The following is a 23584-nucleotide window of genomic DNA, read 5'->3' as shown; positions in this document are numbered from 1 at the left end:
ATGATCGGACTACTGAAATCCATGGCGACGACGATGAAGCACGCGCTCGACGGAACCACGTTCACGGTCGAGTACCCGGAGGAGGCCCCCGAGGTCTCCCCGCGGTTCCGTGGCGTCCACAAGTTCTCACAGGAGCGGTGCATCTGGTGCCGCCAGTGTGAGAACGTCTGTCCGAACGACACGATTCAGATCGTCACGGACGACCAGCGCAACGGCGAGCAGTACAACCTCCACATCGGGCAGTGCATCTACTGCCGGCTCTGTGAGGAGGTCTGCCCCGTCGACGCCATCCTGCTCACCCAGAACTTCGAGTTCACGGGTGACACGAAGGACGACCTCGCGTACAACATGGAGCAGCTGAAGAACGTGCCGTGGTACAAGGACATCGACCCGCTCGCGTCCCGCGAGCCCGACCGCGGTGCGTGGATCGGCGAGGGCGAGGGCGAAGTCGACTATCAGTGAGCATACGGCTCGCGTAGCGAGCCGTTTCCCCGCCCAAGGGAAGCGAGGGCGGCCTTTTTCATCCACGTTTTTGTCGTGAGCGGTTTCGAAGCGAGCGGAGTGAGCGAGAAATCCCGAACGACAAAAAGGTGGGGTCGCGAGGACATCGACCCGCTCGCGTCCCGCGAGCCCGACCGCGGTGCGTGGATCGGCGAGGGCGAGGGCGAAGTCGACTATCAGTAGACACCACCTTTTTCGGCTCCTTCGCTCGCGTTCGGGGAGCGCTCGCTCACTCGGACAATACTCTGCATTGCTGGACTGGAGGACCAGCGCCCGGGCTACTCTCCACTGTTCGCTGGTGCGTCATCGGGGTCCGTCCCGAGTGTCGTCGCGCCCGTCGGGAACGCGGTGAACTCGTTGCCGCCGAGCAGGTCGCCGAGGACGACGTTGGCGAACTGGACTACGAGCACCAGCAGTAGCGGGCCGAGGAACAGCCCGTACCAGCCGAACAGCACCGCGCCGAGGACGTACGCGAACAGGACGGCCCCCTCGTGGAGTGTCTGTCCGGAGATGTACGGACGGAGTACCGACTGCGGAAGGAGGTCGAGGAAGAGGAACGCGACGACGAGGAAGCCGAGCGGGTAGACGAGCAGGCCGGTGTCCGTCTGGACGGCCCGGTAAACCAGCAGTGCCGTCGCCGGGAGGTAGACGAGCTTCCCGACGACGAGTGGAACGAAGGTGGCGAGACCCGTGAGGACTGCCAGCAGCGTCGGGAAGGGAAGCGTGACGGCCGCCGGGGCGAGGAGGTTGTAGCCGTTGAACGCGAGGACGGCGGCGACCGTCACGCCGAGCACCGTCAGGACGTTGCCGAAGTAGACGACCTCGAGGTCGGCGTCCGTGGCCGCGAGCCAGGCGTGGGCGGCGGTGTCCCGGCCCCCGACCTCGGCGCGGTACCACGCCTCCAGCCGGTGGCCGTCGCGGTAGAGGAAGAAGGCGAACGCGAGCGCGAGCGTCAGGTGGAGCAGGACGTTCGACACCGCACCGAGCGTCCCCACCGCGACGTCGACACCCTGCTCGAACTGCGGGATGGCCGTGAGCCGGTCGACTGCCGCCTGTGGGTTCTGGAGGATCGACGTGAGCGAGGACTCGTCTCCGAGCAGCCGCGTGAGGACCTGATTCACGGCGTCCGAGCCCGCGACGGCACCGAACTCGCGGATGGCGACTGCCCCCGTGTACGCCAGCAGCGCGAGTACGGGGACGACGATACAGAGCAGCGTGAGCCCGGCCGCCGCACCCCGGGAATCGAGGCGGCGTCGGAGCCGCCGGTTGATCGGTCGCGCGCCGTAGTACACGAACACGCCGAGAACGAAGGTGCCGACGAACGAGTACACGAAGAAGCCGACGGTCGCGAGTAATGCGGTGGCGACGAACCACCAGCCGGCACGGCGTGTCTCGCCGCTTGGGAGGGCTGTGGCCATGTGTCGCCGGTTTAGGCGAGTGCTCCTTGTAACTGTTCCCCGACGACACCAATTGGTGGCTAGAGCGGTAAGCCCCCCAGTTTACCTCACCAAGCGCGCCCCCGCGTGCGGGAACACAAAGAAAGCTTCAAACCGAAGCCGACAGAGTTTGAGGTAATGGCTGTAGCACCGGTCGAACTAGCGGCGTTCTTGCTGTTTGCGCTCATCACCGTGGGCAGCAGCCTGGGCGTCGTCCTGGTCCGTGACGTCTGGCACAGCGCACTCCTGCTCGGGGTGGCGTTGACCAGCGTCGCGGTCCACTACGTAATGTTGCGAGCCGAGTTCCTCGCGGCGATGCAGATCCTCGTCTACGTGGGCGGGGTTCTCATCCTCATCACGTTCGCCGTGATGCTCGTCCGCGAGCAAGATGACCACGAGGTGATGGTGCGATGACGACGCGTCCTCGCCTCTACAAGGGTGGCAAGGCCACGGGCATCGCCGCGCTGGCGCTGTTCGTCGTCCTCGTCGCCGTCTTCCTGACGGCCGACTTCGGCGAGATGGCCGGGTTCGGTGGTGTCGACGGCATCACCGCGACCATCGGCTACGCGATGTTCAACCTGGACGCCGGGACGCTCCCGTCGGAAGGGTTCCTCATCGCGTTCGAGATCATCGACGTCGTCCTCATCGCCGCGCTGGCGGCGGCCGTGATGCTCGCCCGCCGCGAGGGCGAGTCCGGCGGTTTCCTGCCGCTCACGGACGGAGGAAAAGACGAGGACCGGAAGGGGGGTGACCGCTAGATGGCGGTTCCCGTCCAGTACTACCTCGTGCTCTCGGCCGCGGTGTTCTGTATCGGCCTGTTCGGCATCCTCACCCGTCGGAACGCGCTGTTGTTCCTGATGTCGGTCGAGCTGATGCTGAACGCAGCGAACATCAACTTCGTCGCGTTCTCGTTCTATCACGGTAACCTCACCGGACAGGTGTTCAGCCTGTTCACGATGGCGATCGCCGCCGCCGAGGTCGCCGTCGGTATCGGCATCATCCTGGTGCTGTACCGCAACTTCGAGGACGTGGACGTGACGAAGGCGACGACTCTGAGGTGGTAAGATGGCAGAGATAACCCAATTCGCACCCGCAATCGCGTTCCTGCCGTTCGTATCGTTCGTGGTCGCGCTGTTCTTCGGCGACTACCTGCCGAAGAAGGGCGCCATCGCTGGCATCGTCGCGACCGCCGCCTCCCTCGTGCTCTCGCTGGTGATGATGGTGAACGTCTTCACCGGGCATTCCAGCCAGGAGACGCTGTACACGTGGGTCGGCGGCAGCGAGGTGCCGTTCGAGCTGACGTTCGGCGTCCTGCTCGACCCGCTCTCGACGCTGATGCTCGTCATCGTCTCGACCATCGCCCTGCTCGTCCACGTGTTCTCGATGGGCTACATGAACGACGAGGGCGAGAAAGGGCTCCCCCGCTACTACGCCGAACTGGGGCTGTTCACCGCGAGCATGCTCGCGTTCGTCTTCTCGGACAACCTCCTGATGGCGTTCATGTTCTTCGAGCTGGTCGGCCTCTGTTCGTACCTGCTCATCGGCTTCTGGTTCCGCGAGGCGGGCCCGCCGTCCGCGGCGAAGAAGGCGTTCCTGGTGACGCGCTTCGGTGACTACTTCTTCCTCATCGGCGTCGTCGCCGTGTTCGCGACGTTCGGGACGGCCGCCTTTGGTGGGCCTGGCGTCGAGAACTCCTTCCCGCACATCGCGGAGCAGGCACTCAACGGCGAGGCCACCGTGACCACGTTCTTCGGGCTCGACCCGCAGGCGTGGTTCACGGTCATCGGCCTGCTCGTGCTGGGTGGTGTGATGGGCAAGTCCGCGCAGTTCCCGTTCCACACGTGGCTGCCGGACGCGATGGAAGGTCCGACTCCTGTTTCGGCACTTATCCACGCCGCGACGATGGTCGCCGCCGGTGTCTACCTCGTCGCCCGGATGTACGGCTTCTACGCGCTCTCGCCGACGGCCCTCGCCGTCATCGCGTTCGTGGGTGGGTTCACCGCCCTGTTCGCGGCGACGATGGGCGTCGTCAAGCGCGAGATCAAGCAGGTGCTCGCGTACTCCACCATCTCCCAGTACGGCTACATCATGCTCGCGCTGGGCGGCGGTGGCTACGTCGCGGGCGTCTTCCACCTCACCACGCACGCGTTCTTCAAGGCGCTGCTGTTCCTCGGCGCGGGGTCGGTCATCATCGCGATGCACCACAACGAGGACATGTGGGACATGGGCGGGCTCAAGGACAAGATGCCCGTCACCTACTACGCGTTCCTCTCGGGGTCGCTCGCGCTCGCGGGCATCGTTCCGTTCTCCGGCTTCTGGTCGAAGGACGAGGTACTCTACGAGACGCTGGTTCACGGCCTCGGCGGCTCGCCGCTCCTCCTGGGAGCGTACGCGATGGGCCTGCTCGCGGTGTTCTTCACCGGCTTCTACACGTTCCGGATGGTGCTTCTCACCTTCCACGGTGAGCCGCGGTCGGACACGGCGAAGGATCCGCACGGCGTCCGCTGGAACGTGAAGCTGCCGCTCGTGATTCTCGGCGTGCTGGCGGCGGTCATCGGCGTCATCAACCTCGTGCCGGTCCACAAGGTTGTTCCTGCCGTCCCCGAGTTCCTCCACGACTGGCTGTTCCACGGCCCGGAGGGGCTCAACGGCGAGCACTACGAGGAACTGCTCCACGAGTTCGCCGGCTACACGGCGAACGCGACGTTCGCGGGCAGCGAGGTCGTCTCGCTGCTCGTCTCCGCGGCGCTCTCGCTCGGGCTGGCACTCGCCGGAGCGGGTCTCGCGCTCTCGCTGTACCGTGGTCCGGACCCGGTGGAGCACACGGACAAACTCGGTTCGGTCAAGACCTTGCTGTTCAACAACTACTACCAGGACGAGTATCAGGTGTGGCTCGCGGAGGGGTTCACGGTTCCCCTCGCCAACGCGGCGAACACGTTCGACCAGCGCGTCATCGACGACGTCGTGAACTTCGTCTCCAGCGTGAGCCTGTTCTCGGGTGACCGGCTCCGGCGCGTCCAGACCGGTGTCGTCTCGAACTACGCGACGCTGCTGACGTTGGGGCTCGTGCTCCTGCTTGTCGGCTTCGGCGTCTTCCAGGGGTGGTTCGCATGATGATCGAGATTCTGCTCGCGCTCTGTCTGCTCGGCGCAGGCATCGTGTTCTTCCTCCCGGACAAGTACGCCGGGAAGGCAGCACTCGGCATCTCGCTGCTTCCGCTCGCGGTCTCGCTGTACATGTACGCCGTCTTCGACGGTGCGGGCAACGCCTTCCTCGGCGGCCCCGGCAGCACCATCGCGTTCGAGTCGTCGGCCGAATGGGTCACGCTCGGTCCGTACGACCTCTCGTGGCACGTCGGCCTCGACGGCATCTCGATGCCGCTCGTCGTGCTGTCGACGCTGCTCACGACGCTCGCTATCCTCGCGTCGTGGACCCCCATCGACGAGCGTGAGGCCCAGTTCTACGGCCTCATGCTGTTCATGGAGGCGATGCTCATCGGCGTGTTCGGCGCGCTCGACTTCTTCGTCTGGTTCATCTTCTGGGAGGGCGTCCTCGTCCCGATGTACTTCCTCATCGGCGTCTGGGGCGGCGCTCGCCGGAAGTACGCCGCCATCAAGTTCTTCGTCTACACGAACATCGCCTCGCTGGTGATGTTCATCGGGTTCTTCGGGCTCGTGTTCGGGCTCGGCGACTCCATCAGTTCGCTCGACATGCCCGTCATCGCACAGGCGTTGCGCGCGGGCGAACTCGGTGGCCTCGGGGTCATCGGCCCCGACTTGCTCGCCGTCCTCGCGTTCTTCGCGATGTTCATCGGATTCGCGGTGAAGGTCCCGGTCGTTCCGTTCCACACGTGGCTGCCGGACGCCCACGTCGAGGCTCCCACGCCGGCGTCGGTGATGCTGGCCGGGGTGCTGTTGAAGATGGGGACGTACGCACTGCTGCGGTTCAACTTCACGATGCTACCGGAGGTCGCCCAGCAGTACGCGGTGCTCATCGCGGCGTTTGCCGTCGTCTCGGTCATCTACGGCGCGATGCTCGCACTCGCACAGGAGGACCTCAAGCGCATCGTCGCCTACTCGTCGGTGTCGTCGATGGGCTACGTCATCCTCGGGCTCGTCGCCTACACCGTCTACGGCGTCGGTGGCGCGACGTTCCAGATGATCTCGCACGGCCTCATCTCGGGGCTGCTGTTCGCGTGTGTCGGCGTCATCTACAACACGACGCACACGCGGATGGTCGGCGACATGTCGGGGCTCGCGGACAAGATGCCCGTCACCGTCGGTGCGTTCCTCGCGGGCTCGTTCGCCTACATGGGACTCCCACTGATGGCCGGCTTCGCGGCGGAGTTCTTCGTGTTCGTCGGCTCGTTCGGCGCCGGCTTCGCGGGCGCACCGCTGTTCACGGCCGCGGCGATGTTCGGCATCGTCATCGTCGCCGGCTACCTGCTGTTCGCGATGCAGCGGACCCTCTTCGGGGCGTTCCGCTCGGAGACGGACTACGACGTCGTGCGCGCGGACCTCCACGACGTGGTGCCGCTCATCGTGCTGCTCGTGTTCATCATCGCGCTGGGCTCGTTCCCGAACGACCTGGCGTTCAACATGATCCAGGACGCCGTCGCCCCGGTCCTGCCTGACTCGGTCGCGGCGCTCGGAGGTGCACCATAGATGGCTATCACTCCAGACTGGGCGGCCACCGCGCCGACGCTCGTGCTCGGCGCCACCGCGCTCGCCCTCTTCGTGTTCGACAGCATCGACCCCGATTCGAGCAACAACCCGGTGCTGGCGGGCATCGCGTTCGTCGGCTCGCTCGCCGCGATGGGCGTCTCGGGGATGTACCTCGCCGCGGGCGTCGGCGACCCGGCTGTCGTCCTCTACGGGGGACAGCTCGTCGTCGACGGGATGGCGCTGTTCTTCAGCTTCATCTTCACGAGCGTCACCGCGCTCGTGACCCTGGCGAGCTACGACTACCTCGAGGACCTCGACTACCAGGCCGAGTACTACATGCTCGTCCTGCTCGCCGCGACCGGCATGACGCTGATGGCCTCCGCGGGCTCGCTCGCGGTCGGCTTCGTCGCGCTCGAACTCGCCAGCCTCCCGTCGTACGCGCTGGTCGCGTTCCTGAAGAAGAACCGTGGCTCGGTCGAGTCCGGGCTCAAGTACTTCCTCATCGGCGCGCTGTCGTCGGCGATCTTCGCCTACGGCATCTCGCTGGTGTACGGCGTCTCCGGCTCGATGCTGCTGGAGGACGTCGCCGCGGGCGTCGCGGACACCGGCCTCGCCGGCATCCTCGGCGTCGGCGTGCTGATGGTCCTGGGTGGATTCGCGTTCAAGACCGCCTCCGTCCCGTTCCACTTCTGGGCGCCGGAGGCCTACGAGGGCGCGCCCGCGCCCATCTCGGCGTTCCTCTCGAGTGCGTCGAAGGCCGCCGGGTTCGCACTCGCGTTCCGCGTGATGGTCGTCGCGTTCCCCATCGGGGACGTCGTCGGCGCCATCGACTGGGTGCTCGCGGTGCAGGTGCTCGCCGTCGTCACGATGACGCTCGGTAACTTCGCCGCCGCCACCCAGGAGAACGTCAAGCGGATGCTCGCCTACTCGTCGGTGGGCCACGCCGGCTACGTCCTCATCGGACTCGCCGCGCTCACCGGCGCCGGAAACGAGAACATCGTCCTCGGCGCGGGGATGATTCACCTGCTCGTCTACGGCTTCATGAACACGGGCGCGTTCCTGTTCATCGCCCTCGCCGAGTACTGGGGCGTCGGCCGCACCTTCGAGGACTACAACGGCCTCGCGAAGAAGGCTCCCGTGGCCTGCGTCGCGATGACCGTCTTCATGTTCTCGCTCGCCGGCCTCCCGGTCGGTGGCGGGTTCCTCTCGAAGTACTACCTGTTCGCCGGCGCCGTTGGCGCGGGCGTCTGGTGGCTCGCACTCGTCGGCGCGATAAACAGCGCGCTGTCGCTGTTCTACTACAGCCGCGTCGTCAAGGCGATGTGGATCGAAGAGCCCACTGGCGACGTGCAGGTCACCAGCTACCCGACCGGGCTGTACGTGGCGGTCGTGGCCGCGGCGGTCGCGACGGTCGCGCTGCTGCCCGCGCTCGGCTTCTTCTCGGGGACGGCGTTCGACGCCGCGGCCGCGCTGTTCTGAGCGGGACCCCGTTTCCGTCGTCCACTCTCGGCTAGCGGAGGCTTTTAGCCCGTGCGGGGGGAACCGAAGGTATGTCCCGGCTCGTCCTCGGGTGCGGGTCGGTCGGTCGTCGCCTCGTTATCTCCGGGGGGAACGACCCTGCCCTCGTCGTCACGACCGACGAGCACCGCGTCGAGACCCTCCGCTCGGACGCCATCACCGCGACGCTCGGCGACCCGACCGACCCCGCGACGCTCGCGGACGTCCCCTTCACGCCGGATACTGTAATCGTCGGCAGCGACGACCCCGCGACGAACATCGCTGCGGCCCGACTCGCCCGTGAGACGTACCCCGACGCCTTCCTGCTCGCGTTCGCGGGGCACAGCCCGGTGGACGCCGACATCGAGGCGCTCGAATCGACGGCCGACACGGTCGTCGACCCCCGCAACGCGCTCGCCGACTTCCTGTCCGCGAGCGTCGGCGAGGAAGGGCTCCGTACCCGGCGGCTCCGACGTGTCATCCGCAGCATCGACGGGCCGCTCGCCGTCGTCGCCCACGACAACCCCGACCCGGACGCCATCGCGAGTGCGATCGCCCTCGAAGAGATCGCCGAACGGGCCGGAACACCGGCCGAAGCGTGCTACTTCGGCGACATCAACCACCAGGAGAACCGGGCGCTGGTGAACCTCCTCGAGTTCGACCTGCGACATCTCTCTGACGAGGCGTCGCTTGACGAGTTCGGTGGGGTCGCGCTCGTCGACCACTCGCGACCGGGCGTCAACGACCAGCTCCCCGAGGACACGCGCATCGACATCGTCATCGACCACCACCCGCCGCGCGCGCCAGTGGAGGCGCGGTTCGTCGACCTCCGGTCGGACGTGGGCGCGACGTCGACGCTCCTCACCGGCTATCTCCAGACGCTCGGCATGGAGCCGTCGCCCGCGGTCGCGACCGGTCTCCTGTTCGGTATTCACGTCGACACCAACGACTTCTCCCGGGAGGTGTCGACCGCCGACTTCGAGGCGGCCGCCTACCTCATGCCGTTCGTCGACGGCGCCACCCTGGAGCGCATCGAGTCACCGAGCGTCAGCCCCGAGACGTTCGACATCATCGGGCGAGCCATCACCGACCGCGAGACCCGTGGCTCGGTCGTCCTGTCGTACGTCGGGCAGATCGGTGACCGCGACGCGCTTGCGCAGGCGGCCGACCGCCTGCTCGGGATGGACGGAATAAACACCACGCTCGTCTACGGCTCGCGCGACGACATCATCTACGCTTCCGCCCGGTCTCGGGGTGGGGAGATAGACATCGGCGAGACGCTTCGTGAGGCGTTCGGGCAGATCGGCAGCGCCGGCGGCCACGCCGACATGGCCGGCGCACAGATTCCCGTGGGGGCACTCGTCGAGGAGGGCGAGGAGAACCCCGAACAGCGCATCAGCGAGGTCGTCACCGACCGGTTCTTCGAGACGCTCGACGTCGGTCCGAACACGGCGGCGACGGCGGTGTACGCGAACACGCGCTATCTCGGCGAACAGGGGCCAGCACCGTCACTCTCGAAGGACGAGACCGAGGACTGACGTCCGTGGCACCCTCGATGGGGCCTCGGCGAGCGCGGGCTTTTTGCCCCGGCGCTCCAGAGGGAGCATAATGTCGCAAGGTGCGCTCGACGGGAAGCCACAAGTCCGTGACTACATGACGCAGGACGTGGCGACCGTCTCCCCCGACGACACGGTCGAGGACGTGGCTCGCCGCATCGCGGAGTCCCAGGAGGCGCACTCCGGATTCCCGGTGTGTGATGGCCGGCGCGTCGAGGGGTTCATCTCCGCGCGCGACCTGCTGCTCGCGGACGACAACGAGCCCATCTTCAAGGTGATGACCGACGACCTCATCGTCGCGCACCCGGAGATGAAAATCACGGACGCAGCGCGCGTCATCCTCCGGTCGGGCATCCAGCGGCTCCCCGTCGTCGACGATGCGGGCAACCTCGTCGGCATCATCTCGAACGCCGACGTGATCCGCTCGCAGATCGAGCGCGCTACGCCCGACAAGGTGGACAAGCTGAAGCGGACGCTCCAGAACATCCACGAGGTCGGTGCGACCGAGGAGCGGCGCACGGTCAAGTTGGCGAACCTCACGCCCACGCAGAGCAAGGTGTACACCGACGAGCTCGAGGGGCGCTCCTACGAGCTGGAGAACGGCCTCGCCGAGCCGCTCGTCGTCATCGACAACAACGGCGAACTCCTCCTCGCGGACGGCCACCACCGGGTGAAAGCGGCCTCACAGCTCGGCATCGAGGAGATGGACGCGTACGTCATCGTCCTCGACGAGCCCGTCGAACTCGGGATGGCCGAGACCGCACGCAAGGAGAACCTGGACTCGATCGGGGACATCAAGGAGGTCGACTACGCACACCACCCGCTCGTCGAGACGACGAAGCGGCTCCAGAAGGACGACCGGTAGCGCTCTTCGCCCCTGAGACCACCGAACCGTTAATGGCTGGGCGGCGAGAATTGCGGGGCATGTACGACGACGAGGACCTCGACGCGATTCGCGAGGCCCACGAGGAGTGGGAGGACGACACGCTCGCCGACTACCTCGAACACGGCGAGCGAAAGGACGAGTTCGTCACCGTCTCGAACCACGAGGTGGACAGGCTCTACACGCCCGAGGACGTCGCCGATATCGACTACGAGGCGGACCTCGGGTTCCCCGGCGAGGAGCCCTACACGCGGGGTGCGTACCCGACGATGTACCGCGGGCGGACGTGGACGATGCGGCAGTTCGCCGGCTTCGGCACCGCAGAAGAGACGAACGAGCGGTTCCACTACCTCGTCGACGAGGGGCAGACCGGCCTCTCGACCGCGTTCGACATGCCCTCGTTGATGGGGCTCGACTCCGACGACCCGATGAGCCTCGGGGAGGTCGGCAAAGAGGGTGTGGCGGTCGACACCCTCCGCGACATGGAGATCCTCTTCGACGGTATCGACATCGGCGAGGTCTCTACCTCCTTCACCATCAACCCCTCCGCCGCGGTCATCTACGCGATGTACGTCGCGCTGGCAGACCAGCAGGGCGTGCCCCGCGAGCAGGTTCGCGGCACCCTGCAGAACGACATGCTGAAGGAGTTCATCGCCCAGAAGGAGTGGGTGATTCCCCCGGAGCCGAGCCTCGACATCGTCACGGATACCGTCGAGTTCGCCGTCGAGGAGACGCCGAAGTTCCACCCAATCTCCATCTCGGGCTACCACATCCGTGAGGCCGGCTCGACCGCCGCACAGGAGGCCGCGTTCACCCTCGCCGACGGCTTCGCGTACGTCGAAGACGCGATGGACCGCGGGCTCGACGTCGACGAGTTCGCCCCCCTGCTGTCGTTCTTCTTCAACTCGCACAACTCGCTGTTCGAAGAGGTCGCGAAGTTCCGGGCCGCCCGCCGCATCTACGCCCGCGTGATGGACGAGTGGTACGACGCGGAGAAACCCGAATCGAAGCGGCTGAAGTTCCACACGCAGACGGCGGGCCAGTCACTCACCGCGCAGCAGCCGCTGAACAACATCGTTCGCACCACCATCCAGGCGCTGGCGGGCGTTCTGGGTGGCACGCAGAGTCTCCACACGAACAGCTACGACGAGGCGCTCGCACTCCCCTCCGAAGAAGCCGTTCGCGTCGCGCTCCGCACCCAGCAAATAATCGCCGAGGAGTCCGGGGCCGCGGACATCGTCGATCCGCTCGGTGGCTCGTTCGCGGTGGAGACGCTCACCGACGAGATGGAAGAGGAAATCATGAGGTACATCGAGGAGATCAGGGAACTCGGTGACGGCTCCGTCCGCAACGGTGTCCTCGAGGGTATCGACCAGGGCTACTTCCACCGCGAGATTCAGGAAGCGAGCTACAACTACCAGAAACGCGTCGACGAGGGCAAAGAGACGGTCGTCGGCGTGAACAAGTACAGCATCGACCAGGACACCTCCGTCGACCTCCTGAAGGTCGACGAGGCGAGCGAGCAGACGCAGCTCGACCGGCTCAAACAGGTCAAGGAAGAGCGCGACGACGGCGAGGTGGAGGCGACGCTCGACGCGCTCGACGAAGCCATCGAGACCGACGAGAACGTGATGCCGTACATCGTGGACGCGGTCAAGGCGTACGTCACGATGGGCGAGATCATGGACGTCTTCGAGAAACACTACGGCCAGTACCAGGAGAAGATCGGGCTCGCGTAGCCGGCGAATCTCGATGAGCCGCCCCGAACCGTTCTACAGCAAGTCTCGTCGACGGAAGTAGAGGAGCCCGAACACGGGCGCAGCGACCGTCCACGCAAACAGCACCAGCGCAGCGAACCAGTGGGCCGTCGCCGCGGTCTGGATGGTCTCGTCGGGGCGAGTCAACAGCGGGTGGAACTCCACCTCGGCGAACAGCGTCGTCAGCTTGACGTAGGCGTTGATGGGGTTGACCCGGCCGACCCAGAAGAACCACTCGGGGCGGGGGTAGGGGTCCTGCACCTGTGCCAAGAGGAGCGACTGGGCGGCCGGCCAGCCCGCTCGCAGCACCGCGAACACGGCGATGACCACCGCGACCGCCCGGTTCGAGCTGTCGGCGTACGCGCTGGCGGTGAGACCGATGCCGACGAACAGCAGGGCGTACGGAATCGTCACTACTCCGAGCCCAAGCATTCCGAGCAGCGAGCCGTTCTCGAAGGTGAACTGCACGACCACGCCGGCCAGCGCGAGCCCCACGACGAGCGGGACGCAGACCACTGCGGCCCGTGCGAGGAACTTCCCGACGTACGCGTCGTCACGGGAGTTGGGGAGCCCGAGCAGGAACCGCACGGACCCCGTCTCCCGCTCGCCGACGAGCGCGGCGTAGCTTCCCAGCAGCCCGACGAGCGGAACGACGAGCGAGAGCCCGCTGCCGACCCCGACGATGGCGGTGTCCATCGGCGGTCGGAGGTCGTTCACGCGGCCGGGGTCCTGCACCAGTTGTACCAGCACTACCGCGATGACGGTGAACGCGAGGACGCCCCCGGCGATCTGCTTCGGCGTGCCGAAGAACACCAGCGCGACGATGGCGCCGACGATGAGCAGGCCGCCGACGCCCGCGACGGCCACGAGGTCGGCCGCGAGCGCGAACAGCCCGACGCCGACGACGGTGACGAGCGCGAGGATGGCCGCGACGGCCGTTCCGGTCCGCGAACGGTAGACGCTCGTCAGGTCGCGGCGGAACACGTCGCGGTACGTCACGGTCGCCCACCCGTGTACCGCGAGAACACGTCGTCGAGCGAGGCCTCGTGGACCGTGAAGTCCCGGTAGACGCCCGCCCGTTCGGCCGTGGTCAACACCTGAAGCTTCGTTGCGCCGTCGCCGTCGCAGGTCACCTCGACGGTGCTATCGTGCGCGGAAACATCGCGCACCCCGTCGAGCGTTCGGAGGTCGGCAAGGAGCGTGTCGGGCGTCGCCGAGACGTCTAGGCTGACGGTCGTTCCAGCGCCTAGTTCCTCTCGTAGGGCGTCGACGCCACCGACGGCGGCGAGCTGGCCGTCGAGGAGGATGCCGATACGGTCGGCCACCGCCTCGACCTGTTCGAGGATGTGGCTGGAGAAGAACACGGTCGCGCCGCGCGCTGCCTCCTCGTGGACGACCTCTCTGAGGGTGCGCGCGCCGTTCGGGTCTAGGCCGGTGGAGGGTTCGTCTAGCACGAGCAGGTCCGGGTCACCGACGAGCGCGACGGCGATGGCCATCCGCTGGCGCATTCCCTTCGAGTAGCCGCCGGCACGGCGGTCCGCGGCGTCCGAGAGGTCGACCCGCGCGAGTAGCTCGTCGGGGTCATCGTCCGCGTCCTTGGTGTCGATGGCGTGTTCGACGTGCTCTCGTCCGGTGAGATTCGGGTAGGCGCCGTAGCCTTCGAGCAACAGGCCTGCGCGGCGGCGGATGGCGACCGACCCGTGGTTGGCGTCGTGGCCGAACACCTCGATACGTCCGGCAGAGGGCTTGGTGAAGTCGAGCATCGCGTTGATTGTCGTCGACTTGCCCGCGCCGTTCGGGCCGAGGAAGCCGAACACTTCGCCCTGCTCGACCGACAGCGAGAGGTCGTCGACGGCGACGACGTCGCCGAACCGTTTACTGAACGAGTCTATCTCGATTGCTGACATCGGGAACCGTCTCGATGCCCGGCCAGCCGCGGAATAAGTTTTCTCACCGGACGGCGGTAGCTCTATGGGGGGTGCGACTGTCAGTTCCACGCAGGGTTTACCATGGCCGAGGAGACCGACGTGGAACTAGAAGCACGGCTCACCGAACAGGACTACTTCCGGCCGCCGGCGAAGTTCGTCGGGCAGGCGAACGCGAGCGACCCGGCGATCTACGACGAGGTCGGGGAGTTCCCCGAGGGGTTCGAGCGGTACGCCGAACTGCTCGACTGGGACGAACGCTGGGACGAGGTGTTCGACGGGTCGAACCCGCCGTTCTTCGAGTGGTTCGTTGACGGGAAGCTCAACGCCTCGTACAACTGCGTCGACCGACACCTCGACGAGCGGAAGAACCAGACCGCGCTGCTCTGGGAGGGGTCGGAGGGCGAACAGGAGAACATCACGTACCAGGACCTCTACCGCGAGGTCAACGAGATGGCAGCCGCGCTCCGCGCGCAGGGTGTCGAGGAGGACGACGTGGTCACCATCCACCTGCCGATGGTGCCCGCGCTCCCCATCACCATGCTGGCGTGTGCCCGTATCGGCGCCCCGCACTCCGTGGTGTTCGCCGGCTTCTCCGCACAGGCACTGGCCGAGCGGGTCGACAGCGCCGACTCCGACTACGTCGTCACCATCGACGGCTACTACCGGCGCGGCGAGTTCCTCGAGCACATCGAGAAGACCGACGAGGCGCTCGACCAGATGGACCGCGACCCGCAGGTGCTCTACTGGACGCGCCACGACGAGCCCACAGGTGACGTGAGCGACGACTACACGAACGTCGAGTACCTCCTGGAGGACCACCGTCGGGAGCGGGTGAAGCCGGTCTCGCGCGACGCCGAGGACCCGCTGTTCCTGATGTACACCTCCGGGACGACCGGGAAACCGAAGGGGTGTCAACACCGCACCGGTGGCTACCTCGCGTACGCGGCGGCGACCTCGAAGTACGTCCTCGACATCAAACCCGAGGACACCTACTGGTGTGCCGCCGACATCGGGTGGATCACCGGTCACTCGTACATCGTCTACGGGCCGCTCGCGCTCGGGACCACGTCGGTCATGTACGAGGACACGCCCGACTACCCACACAAGGGGCGCATCTGGGAGATCGCCGAGAAGTACGACGTGGACATCTTCCACACCTCGCCGACTGCCGTCCGGATGTTCATGAAGTGGGGCGAGCAGTACCCCGAGGAGTACGACTTCGACTTCCGGCACATGACGACGGTGGGTGAACCCATCCAGCCGGAGGCGTGGCTGTGGTACTACAAACACATCGGCGACGAGGACGCGGTCATCGTCGACACGTGGTGGCAGACCGAGACGGGTGGCCACCTCATCACGAACCTGCCGGCGCTCGAGGACATGAAGCCCGGCAGCGCCGGGAAGGCCGCACCGGGTATCGAACCCGCCCTCGTCGACGACCGGGGCGAGGAACTCGAACCGGCGAGCGGGAAGGCCGGCAATCTCATCATCAAGAACCCGTGGCCGTCGATGCTCCAGACGGTGTACGGCAACGACGAGCGGTTCATCTCGACGTACTGGGCAGACTTCTCCGACACCGACTCCGACGACTGGCGCGACTGGAACTACAAGGCTGGCGACGGTGCGGTGCAGGCGAAAGACGGCTACTGGCGCATCCTCGGCCGGCTGGACGACGTGATGAACGTCGCCGGGCACCGGCTCGGCACGATGGAGCTCGAGTCGGCGGTCTCGGAGGTCGAGAAGGTCGCGGAGGCTGCGGTCGCCGCCCGCGAGGACGCCGAGAAGGGCGAGGTGCCCGATGTCTACGTCGTCCTCCGCGAGGGGATCGAACCGAGCGACGCGGTGAAACAGGAGATCGTCGAGGCGGTCGAACGCGAGATCGGGAAGTTCGCGCGTCCCTCGAACGTCATCTTCGTCGACGACCTCCCCAAGACCCGCTCGGGGAAGATCATGCGCCGTCTCCTCGAGAACATCTCGAACGGCGAGGAACTGGGGAACACGACGACGCTCAGAGACCCCTCGGTCCCCGAGCGCATCCGCGAGCAGGTGCAGAGCGACTGACGCGATTCCCTCCACGATTCCGTTTCCTCTGTCTGGCGTGCTCACCCGTGGTCCGGCCGTACAGGGTGAACTGTTAACAGACCTCGAGTCCAACCGGGGCGTATGTACCGACCACTCCTCGTGACGGAGTTCCTCGACCGCGCACGACGACACTACGGCGACCAGGAGGCCGTGCTGGCGACCGACGGGACCCGATACACCTACGACGACCTCGGCAAGCGGGCCGACGGGTTCTCGGCCGCCCTCCAGGAACGGGGTATCGAGAAGGGTGATCGCGTGGCGGTGCTCGACCCCAACACCCACTACCACCTCGAAGCCGCCTACGGCAGCATGCAGGTGGGTGCGGTCCACACACCGCTGAACTATCGGCTGACTCCCGACGACTTCGCGTACATCCTGACGGACGCGGGCGTCGACGCCATCTACGCGGACTTCGCGTACGCCGAGAAGATCGAGGCGGTCCGCGACGAGGTGCCGACCGAGACGTTCATCACCAACGACACCTCGGCGGTCGACGGCGACTGGGAGTCGTTCGACGACCTCGTCGCCGACGCAGACGAGTACGACCGCCCGGAGATGGCCGAGGACGACATCATCACCATCAACTACACCTCCGGAACGACGGGCGACCCGAAGGGCGTGAGCCGGACCCATCGATGTGAGACGATTCACGCGTACCTCGTCGTCGCCCACCAGCACCTCACCGACGCCGACACGTATCTGTGGACGCTTCCGATGTTCCACGCGAACGGCTGGGGCCACATCTTCGCGGTGACGGGTATCGGCGCGCGGCACGTCTACACGCGGGGCATCGATGCCGAGTGGATATTCGAGACCGTCGTCGCCGAGGACGTCTCGTACCTGTGTGCTGCGCCGACCGTCCTGAACATGTTGCTCGACTACTACCAGGGGGGTGTCGAGACGCGCGGTGACGTGCCGGTGCGGTGTGCCACGGCTGGCTCCGCGCCGCCGGAGGCGACCATCCGCACGGTCGAGGAAGACTTCGGCTGGGAGCTGTTACACGTCTACGGGGCGACGGAGACGGGCCCGCTCGTCACGACCTCCGATGCGCAGCGACTACTCACCGACGACAACCGTTTCAGCATCAAGAAGCGGCAGGGGTTGGGCTGGCTCGGCACCGAGATTCGGGTCGTCGACGAGGACGGTAACGACGTCCCCCGCGACGACGACACGCTCGGTGAGGTCGTCGTGCGCGGCAACCAGGTGATGGAGCGGTACTGGAACAAGCCCGAGGCGACCGAGGAGGCGTTCAACGCTCGGGTCGAGGGCTACTATCACATGGGCGACATCGCCACCGTCGACGAGCACGGGATGATCTCCATCCAGGACCGCAAGAAGGACATCATCATCTCCGGCGGTGAGAACATCTCCTCGATCGAAGTCGAGGACGCGCTGTACGAGCACGAGGCGGTCGCCGCGGCCGCAGTCATCCCTGCGCCGTCGGACACGTACGGTGAGACGGTGAAAGCCTTCGTCGTGCCTGCGAACGGCGACCCCGAGGACCCTGGTGTCACCGCCGAGGAACTCGAACAGTTCACCGGTGAGAAGCTCGCCTCCTACAAGAAGGTGCGACGGGTCGAGTTCGTCTCGGAGCTCCCGACCACGGCGACCGGCAAGGTCCAGAAGTACGAACTTCGCAAGCGAGAGTGGGAGGACGAGGAGCGGATGGTCGGGCAGGGTTAGTCGGTCTGTCCGACCACGAGCGCCGGCCGGTCGGTCCCGAGGATGACCTGTTGCGCACCGTTCTTGAGCTGGAGCTTTCCAGCGGGCGACCGGCGGCGACCGCCGACGCAGATGCAGTCCACGTCCGCGTCGTCGGCCACGTCGAGGACCGCCTGCGACGGGTCCGCGTCGACGACGACGGCCACCACATCGACCCCTGCTGTCCGCAAGCGGTCGAGGACGCTGGCGACCGCCGGAACGCTCGTCGGGTCGAGGTCGGGGTCGTCGCTGGCGTGAACGACCGTCACCACGACGGCGTCGGGGGCCTGTGGGAGGTCGATTACCGCGTCGGCTTTCGCCGCGGCCTGCTCGTCGTCCGGGCCGATGCCCATCGCGACGTGGTACATGCCGCCCCCTATTGTCTCTAACTGGTAATAAATTCCGATTGAGGGTATCTGGTCGACGTATCGCGGCTCACTCGGCGTACCGAGCGGAGACGAAGACGACGAGCAGCAGTAGTACTCCGAGCAGGGTTCCGATGGTCGCGGCGCCGTACACGGCCATCCCGACTGGTGTCGGCGGTAGCTGGACGACGCCGAACAGCTCCGGGTCGAGCCCTTGGGGGCCGATGACGCCGATGACGAAGCCGATGAACGCCGTCAGCAGGACGACGATGACGTACAGGCTGACGACGAGTCGCGGGCCACCCGTCCGTGTCGCGTCCGCGTTGCTCACATTCGAACTCGGGGCTCGCGGACGATTAGCCTTTTGAACTCGAACCCCTAACCTCGAGTATGACCGAGAAGGAGGCGCTGTTCGGGGTGCTCGCAGGCATCGCGGCGATGATGTTCATCACCGGTATCGTCCTCGTCATCACGTCGGTGTAACTCAGTCGGCCGCCTGCCCGCCGTCGATGGGAATCGTGTGGCCGGTGATGTACGAGGCGTCGTCCGAGCAGAGGAACGCGACCGCACCGGCCATCTCCTCTGGGTCGGCGATGCGGTCCATCGGCACGTCCCGCATCGCCGACGCGTCGAAGTCGGCCCGGAGCGTGCGTATCGTCAGTCGGAGCAGTTCGATCGCGGTTCGTATCCGGCCTCGCACCGAGGACGAGGTGCTGCCCACGATTCCCGACTGGATGTTCGTCCTCGTCGGCCCGGGGGCGATGCCGTTGACGCGAACCCCGTGTTTCGCGTTCTCGAGTGCGACCGACTTTGTCAGGCCGACGACGCCGTGCTTGCTGGCCGAGTAACTGGAGAGCCCACCCATCCCGACCAGGCCTGCCTCGGAGGCCGTGTTGACGATCGCGCCCCCGCCCTGTTGCTTCATCACGGGGAGCTCAGCCTTCATGCACGTCCAGACCCCCTTCAGGTTGACGTCCATCAGTCTGTCCCACTTCGCCTCGTCTATTTCGGTCGTCGACTCGAAACCGGTGAGGATGCCCGCGTTGTTGTGTGCGAAGTCGAGGCTCCCGTAGGTTTCGACCGCGACATCGACCATTCGCTGGACCGACGCGAGGTCGGAGACGTCGACCTCGACGAACGTCGCGTTCCCTCCCGCGTCCTCGATTCGGTCGACCGTCTCACGACCGGTTTCCTGGACGACATCGGCGACGACGACGTTCGCTCCCTCCTCGGCGAATCGGAGTGCGGACGCGCGGCCGATACCGGAGCCTGCCCCGGTCACCACTGCTGTCTTCCCGGCCAATCCCTTCATACGGTCCTGTCGACGAATTGGTGAATGAGCCTTTCGGTGGGGCGCGAGGATGGCTCACGGCTACCGCTCACCCCTCGAAGCAAGCAGAAAACGAATCGGAACCGGAGTTACTCGTCGTCGACGCGGCGGATGGCGGGCTCGACGCCGCCGTCCGTCGCCACGTCCTCGTCACCGCCGTCTGCGAGCGCGATGTCGTCCTCGAGCTGGCTTTCGAACCACTGGAACTCGCGGGAGTGCTGGCCGGTCTCCTTGAGGTCCCACGGGTCGCCGTCCTGCACGCTCGGGCCCTCGATGTACGACTGAACCATGTTCCAGACCCAGATCATCTGGCCGAACATGATGAGGAACGCGCCGACCGTCGCGATCTGGTGGAGCGTCGTCACCTGTGCGAGCGGCGCGATGGCCGCGTCGAACTCGTAGGTGGCGTACCGACGCGGCATCCCCAGATACCCGAGGATGAGCATCGCCATGAACGTCACGACGACGCCCACCTCGCTCAGCCAGAAGTGCCACTTCGCGAGCGTGCGCTGGTACATCTTCCCGGTGACGATGGGGAACCAGAAGTAGATCGCGCCGAAGCCGGCGAAGGCGATCATCCCCATGACGATCCAGTGGAAGTGACCCACGACGTAGTAGGTGTCGTGGAGCACGAGGTCGATCGGAATCGCCGCGAGGAAGACACCGGTGATGCCGCCGATGACGAAGTTGGCGACGAAGCCGACGCAGAACAGCATCGGTGCGGTGAGCCGCACACGGCCGTTCCACATCGTCGTGATCCAGTTGAACGTCTTCACTGCGGATGGTATCGCAATCGCGAGTGAGACGGCCATGAACGACGCCCGGACGCGCGGGTCGATACCCGTGGAGAACATGTGGTGCGCCCACACGCCGAAGCTCAGGACCCCGATGGCGAGCGTGGAGTAGATGACGAACTTGTAGCCGAACAGCTTCCGCCCGGAGAACTTCGGCAGAATCCACGAGACGAGCCCCATCGGCGGGAGCACGAGGATGTACACCTCGGGGTGGCCGAAGAACCAGAAGAGGTGTTGCCAGAGGATGGGCGAGCCGCCCTCGACGGCGAAGAACGTCGTCGCGAAGTTCCGGTCGAGCAGCAGCATGATGAGCGCCGACCCCAGCAGCGGGAACGCGAACAGGATGAGCGCCGACTGGGTGAGGATGGTCCACGAGAAGATGTCGAGGTTCGCCCAGTTGACGTCGTCACCGCGCTCGGTGAAGATGGTCGCGATGAAGTTGATGGCGCCCATGGTGGCCGAAACCCCCGAGAGGTGGAGCCCCAGCAGCATCAGGTCCACGCCGGGGTTCGCCTGCTCGGCGGAGAGCGGCGTGTACATCGTCCACGAGGTCTGTGCGGGCGCGACCGACGAGATGATGGGGTTGATGAAGAACCCGGCCCAGATGAGGAGGGCGGCGGGCGGCAGCAACCAGAACGCGATGGCGTTGATGCGCGGGAACGCCATGTCGTCGGCCCCGATGAGCAGCGGGACGAAGTAGTTCGAGAACGCGGCGATGATGGGCGTCCCGAACAGGAACAGCATGGTGATGCCGTGACTCGTCAGAAGCGAGTTGTAGAACGGCTGTTGCATGATGTCCGTGCCGGGCGCGACCAGTTCGACGCGCATGAGCATGACGGCCAGGCCACCCCAGACGAAGGCGATGACCGCGTAGAGGCCGTACATGATGCCGATGTCCTTGTGGTCGACGGTGGTGAGCCAGCGAGTGAGGCCCTCGGGCTTGTGCCCGTGGCCGGTCTCGCCGGCGTAGCCGAGGCCACCGCCGGCGAGCGGCGTGTAGGTGCGCCAGTTCTCCATGCGGGAGAGGGCGGCGAACACTGCCACCAGGAAGACTCCCATGAGAACCGTGAGCGCAAGCTGTTCTCCTGCCATGGTTCGCACTGAGGACTGGTGGGTTAGAAAGGTTGTGTTCCCGGTCCGATTCGGCGGCGAATCATGCCGCCTTCTACCGAACGTGTCGCACCGCTCGCAGCCAGTTCACGCGAGAAAACTCCGGCCGTGTTTACTCGGCCGCTGCGGTCGGCTCCTCGGTCGCCGACGACTCGGCGTGTTCAGCCGCCTCCCCTTCGAGTTCGTCTTCTGCCTCGGAGATGGCTTTCCCCGAGTAGTACGTCAGCGCGGTGAGCGCGACGAGCATCACGATCATGATGGACATCTGGAGCGCGGTCGCCACGGGGTCCGAGCCGAACGGGTTCAGGACGACGAACACACCGACGAAGAAGAGCATGATTCCGAGCGGAATCATGTTCACGGTGAGGTCCAGGAGCGTCTCCCGGTCGAACGTGCGCGATGACATTGGTGGTGAGTTTGGATACGGTCGGTAAGAGGTTACTGGTTCGCGGTCGCGAGGTCCGGCTCGACCACGGCGAACGCCCCGCTGGCGACGAGCGCGATGACGCCTGCCGCCGCGATGGAGAACCCTCGCAGGACGATGGTGCCCGGTGCGTCGAGCGCGCCCATCCACGCGGCCGCGGTCCCGGCGTCGATCTGCGTCGAGACGACCCAGATTCCGACGACGACGAGGAGCCCGCCGAGCCCGCCGAGCAGTTTCCACGGGCGCTCGGCGTAGCCCGCCTCGGTCACGATGCCGGCGACGCTCCCGACGAACAACAGCAGGCCGGCGACCGCCACCGGGTACAGTCCCATGAACACCCCCACTTCGCCCACCGCCAGTCCGAGTGCGACGAACAGCGGCCACGGGCTGGCCTTGTCGGCCGTACTCACGGCCGGTGCGTCGGCGTCCTCTGTCATTGGTCGGCGGTTAGGGTTCGCCGGCCAAAGACCCGTCGGTGTCGGCCCGCTCCGAGGGGTTTATCGGCTCCACGGACGGCCTCCGAGTATGAAGGCGACCGCGAAAGCCCACCCCATCCAGGGGCTCGTGAAGTACCACGGGATGCGCGATTCGGAACTGCGATTCCCCTACCACGACTCCATCAGCGTCTGTACCGCACCGTCGCACTCGAAGACGACCGCCGAGTTCGACCCCGACCTCGCGGCGGACGAACTGGTCATCGACGGCGAGCCCGTCGAGGGCCGCGGCCGCGAGCGCGTCGTGCAGGTCATCGACCACGTCCGCGAGCTCGCGGGCGTCGACCACCACGTCCGGTTCGAGTCCGAGAACGACTTCCCGACGAACATCGGCTTCGGCTCCTCGTCGTCGGGGTTCGCCGCCGCGGCGGTCGCGCTCTGTGAAGCTGCCGACCTCGACCTGACCCACCCGGAGATGTCGGCGGTCGCCCGCCGTGGCTCGTCCTCGGCGGCGCGTGCGGTCACGGGCGCGTTCTCCCAGCTCGACGCCGGGATGAACGACGAGGACTGCCGCTCCCACCGCATCGAGACCTCGCTCGAAGAGGACCTCCGCATCGTCGCCGCGGAGGTCCCGGCGTTCAAACACACCGAACAGGCCCACGCGGAAGCCGAGGACTCCCACATGTTCCAGGCGCGGCTCGCGCACATCCACCAGCAGATCTCTGATATGCGAGAGGCCCTCCGCGTGGGGGACTTCGACGCTGCGTTCGACCTCGCGGAGAAGGACTCGCTGTCGCTCGCCGCGACGACGATGACCGGGCCGGCCGCGTGGGTCTACTGGCAGCCCGAAACCCTCGAAGTGTTCGAGACGGTTCGTGCCCTCCGCGAGGACGGGATTCCAGCCTACTACTCGACGGACACGGGCGCGTCGGTGTACGTCAATACCACCGTCGACCACGTCGACCGCGTCGAGGACGCCATCTCCGATATCGTCCCCACGCGCGTCTGGGAGGTCGGCGGCCCCGCACAGGTCTTGGACGAGACGGAGGCGCTTTTCTAACCGCGAGTTACACCTCGCACGACTCGACCAATCGCTCGCGCGACGGCTCGGCAGCCAGCCCC

At 66.2% G+C, this 23584-nt stretch carries 22 protein-coding genes and 1 pseudogene; 14 read left to right on the top strand and 9 right to left on the bottom strand.

What is annotated here, in order from left to right; translation table 11 throughout:
- A complete protein-coding gene (locus tag NL126_RS20340) occupies positions 1-462 on the top strand; it encodes a NuoI/complex I 23 kDa subunit family protein (RefSeq protein ID WP_255196714.1) in 462 nt (153 codons plus the stop codon).
- Between the two features lie 138 nt (positions 463-600).
- Positions 601-684 (top strand): annotated as a pseudogene (locus tag NL126_RS20335) (NuoI/complex I 23 kDa subunit family protein); the annotation flags it as partial.
- A 95-nt stretch (positions 685-779) separates the two neighbouring features.
- On the opposite strand, the gene NL126_RS20330 reads toward NL126_RS20335, so the two are convergent.
- Positions 780-1919 (bottom strand): AI-2E family transporter, encoded by a 1140-nt coding sequence (locus tag NL126_RS20330; RefSeq protein ID WP_255196713.1) that lies wholly within the window; start codon positions 1917-1919, stop codon positions 780-782.
- 156 nt (positions 1920-2075) lie between these two features.
- Between NL126_RS20330 and NL126_RS20325 the strand changes: the two genes are divergently transcribed.
- From NL126_RS20325 to NL126_RS20285, 9 genes are all read left to right on the top strand, one after another.
- Positions 2076-2351, top strand: coding sequence for an NADH-quinone oxidoreductase subunit J (locus NL126_RS20325; protein ID WP_255196712.1), 276 nt, complete (start codon positions 2076-2078; stop codon positions 2349-2351).
- Positions 2348-2695 carry an NADH-quinone oxidoreductase subunit J gene (locus tag NL126_RS20320; protein WP_255196711.1) on the top strand — a complete coding sequence of 116 codons (348 nt, stop codon included), beginning with the start codon at positions 2348-2350 and terminating at the stop codon, positions 2693-2695. Before NL126_RS20325 ends, NL126_RS20320 begins: the two co-directional genes overlap by 4 nt.
- Complete coding sequence (nuoK, locus tag NL126_RS20315; RefSeq protein WP_255196710.1) at positions 2696-3001, top strand: NADH-quinone oxidoreductase subunit NuoK; 306 nt, start codon at positions 2696-2698, stop codon at positions 2999-3001. It abuts the gene before it with no gap.
- Between the two features lies 1 nt (position 3002).
- Entirely contained in the window at positions 3003-5051 is a 2049-nt protein-coding gene (nuoL, locus tag NL126_RS20310) for an NADH-quinone oxidoreductase subunit L (protein WP_255196709.1), read from the top strand.
- The gene (locus NL126_RS20305; RefSeq protein WP_255196708.1) at positions 5048-6601 is read left to right on the top strand and encodes a complex I subunit 4 family protein; all 1554 of its coding nucleotides are present in this window, start codon (positions 5048-5050) and stop codon (positions 6599-6601) included. Before nuoL ends, NL126_RS20305 begins: the two co-directional genes overlap by 4 nt.
- Complete coding sequence (locus NL126_RS20300; RefSeq protein ID WP_255196707.1) at positions 6602-8080, top strand: NADH-quinone oxidoreductase subunit N; 1479 nt, start codon at positions 6602-6604, stop codon at positions 8078-8080.
- A gap of 71 nt (positions 8081-8151) precedes the next feature.
- Positions 8152-9636: a DHH family phosphoesterase gene (locus NL126_RS20295; protein WP_255196706.1), complete on the top strand. Its 1485-nt coding sequence runs from the start codon at positions 8152-8154 to the stop codon at positions 9634-9636.
- A 70-nt stretch (positions 9637-9706) separates the two neighbouring features.
- Positions 9707-10519: a CBS pair associated ParBc domain-containing protein gene (locus NL126_RS20290; protein WP_255196705.1), complete on the top strand. Its 813-nt coding sequence runs from the start codon at positions 9707-9709 to the stop codon at positions 10517-10519.
- A gap of 59 nt (positions 10520-10578) precedes the next feature.
- Entirely contained in the window at positions 10579-12276 is a 1698-nt protein-coding gene (locus tag NL126_RS20285; RefSeq protein ID WP_255196704.1) for an acyl-CoA mutase large subunit family protein, read from the top strand.
- A gap of 33 nt (positions 12277-12309) precedes the next feature.
- On the opposite strand, the gene NL126_RS20280 is transcribed toward NL126_RS20285, so the two are convergent.
- Entirely contained in the window at positions 12310-13293 is a 984-nt protein-coding gene (locus tag NL126_RS20280; RefSeq protein ID WP_255196703.1) for an ABC transporter permease subunit, read from the bottom strand.
- Positions 13290-14201: an ABC transporter ATP-binding protein gene (locus NL126_RS20275; RefSeq protein WP_255196702.1), complete on the bottom strand. Its 912-nt coding sequence runs from the start codon at positions 14199-14201 to the stop codon at positions 13290-13292. Before NL126_RS20275 ends, NL126_RS20280 begins: the two co-directional genes overlap by 4 nt.
- 102 nt (positions 14202-14303) lie before the next feature.
- On the opposite strand from NL126_RS20275, the gene acs reads away from it, so the two are divergent.
- Together acs and NL126_RS20265 are read left to right on the top strand one after the other, a co-directional pair.
- Entirely contained in the window at positions 14304-16283 is a 1980-nt protein-coding gene (gene acs, locus NL126_RS20270; RefSeq protein WP_255196701.1) for an acetate--CoA ligase, read from the top strand.
- A 102-nt stretch (positions 16284-16385) separates the two neighbouring features.
- Entirely contained in the window at positions 16386-17987 is a 1602-nt protein-coding gene (locus NL126_RS20265; protein WP_255196700.1) for an AMP-binding protein, read from the top strand.
- Here NL126_RS20265 and NL126_RS20260 read toward each other — a convergent pair.
- The 6 genes from NL126_RS20260 to NL126_RS20235 form a co-directional block, all read right to left on the bottom strand.
- The gene (locus NL126_RS20260; RefSeq protein ID WP_255196699.1) at positions 17984-18373 is read right to left on the bottom strand and encodes a universal stress protein; all 390 of its coding nucleotides are present in this window, start codon (positions 18371-18373) and stop codon (positions 17984-17986) included. The two genes, NL126_RS20265 and NL126_RS20260, sit on opposite strands and share 4 nt — an antisense overlap.
- Before the next feature lie 67 nt (positions 18374-18440).
- Positions 18441-18701 (bottom strand): DUF7520 family protein, encoded by a 261-nt coding sequence (locus NL126_RS20255; RefSeq protein WP_255196698.1) that lies wholly within the window; start codon positions 18699-18701, stop codon positions 18441-18443.
- A gap of 153 nt (positions 18702-18854) precedes the next feature.
- Positions 18855-19682 carry an SDR family NAD(P)-dependent oxidoreductase gene (locus NL126_RS20250; protein ID WP_255196697.1) on the bottom strand — a complete coding sequence of 276 codons (828 nt, stop codon included), beginning with the start codon at positions 19680-19682 and terminating at the stop codon, positions 18855-18857.
- Positions 19683-19789: 107 nt separating this feature from the next.
- Complete coding sequence (locus NL126_RS20245; RefSeq protein ID WP_255196696.1) at positions 19790-21586, bottom strand: cbb3-type cytochrome c oxidase subunit I; 1797 nt, start codon at positions 21584-21586, stop codon at positions 19790-19792.
- Between the two features lie 130 nt (positions 21587-21716).
- A complete protein-coding gene (locus tag NL126_RS20240; protein WP_255196695.1) occupies positions 21717-22010 on the bottom strand; it encodes a DUF6684 family protein in 294 nt (97 codons plus the stop codon).
- A 32-nt stretch (positions 22011-22042) separates the two neighbouring features.
- Positions 22043-22465 carry a DUF7541 family protein gene (locus NL126_RS20235; protein WP_255196694.1) on the bottom strand — a complete coding sequence of 141 codons (423 nt, stop codon included), beginning with the start codon at positions 22463-22465 and terminating at the stop codon, positions 22043-22045.
- Positions 22466-22553: 88 nt separating this feature from the next.
- Between NL126_RS20235 and mvaD the strand changes: the two genes are divergently transcribed.
- The gene (mvaD, locus tag NL126_RS20230; protein WP_255196693.1) at positions 22554-23522 is read left to right on the top strand and encodes a phosphomevalonate decarboxylase MvaD; all 969 of its coding nucleotides are present in this window, start codon (positions 22554-22556) and stop codon (positions 23520-23522) included.
- The last annotated feature ends 62 nt before the right edge of the window (positions 23523-23584 follow it).

The organism is Halorarius litoreus (assembly GCF_024362405.1).
Lineage (GTDB): Archaea > Halobacteriota > Halobacteria > Halobacteriales > Haloarculaceae > Halorarius > Halorarius litoreus.
Note: the sequence above shows the minus strand (reverse complement) of the source record. Positions and strands in the feature narration are given on the sequence as shown.